Consider the following 588-nt stretch of genomic DNA (forward strand, 5'->3'; position numbering starts at 1 on the left):
CCGTCATCGATCCGGGCGTTCGCCGCCGAGCGGCTGCCCGAGTACATGGTCCCCGCCACCGTCGTACTCCTCGACGAGCTGCCCCTCACCCCCAACGGGAAGATCGACCAGGCTGCCCTGCCTGCCCCCGAGGCCGGACGCGAACGGGGCCGGGCCCCGTCGACTCCGGTCGAGGCGGTCATCTGTGACCTCTTCGCCCAGGTGCTGGGGCTGGAGCGGGTGAGCGTCGACGACTCCTTCTTCGCGCTGGGCGGCGATTCGATCCTGTCGATGCTTCTGGTGTCCGGCGTACGACGCGCTGGGTGGGCCCTCTCACCGCGGCAGGTGTTCGAGGAACAGACGCCGGCCAGGCTGGCCCTGATCGCTGAAGCGGTGGCCGACGGCTCGGTCGTGAGCGGGGAGCCCGGCGTGGGTGACGTGCCGCTGACGCCGGTGATGTGCGAACTGATAGAGCGGGTCGGGCTCGGCGCCCTCGGCCAAGCCGTGCAGTCCAGCGTGGTGGCGACGCCGATTGGTGTGGATGCGGGGGTGTTGGCGTCTGCGGTGCGGGCGTTGGTGGTGCGGCATGAGGTGTTGCGGGCGCGGTTG

General features: G+C 70.9%; 1 protein-coding gene. It reads left to right on the forward strand.

Features of this window, described 5'->3' with window-relative positions; translation table 11 throughout:
- The coding region (locus ACTT8P_RS38420) for a phosphopantetheine-binding protein (RefSeq protein ID WP_442836424.1) at positions 1 to 588 on the forward strand (588 nt) is incomplete at both ends.

This window comes from Streptomyces sp. JW3 (genome assembly GCF_052216785.1).
Classification (GTDB): Bacteria; Actinomycetota; Actinomycetes; order Streptomycetales; family Streptomycetaceae; genus Streptomyces.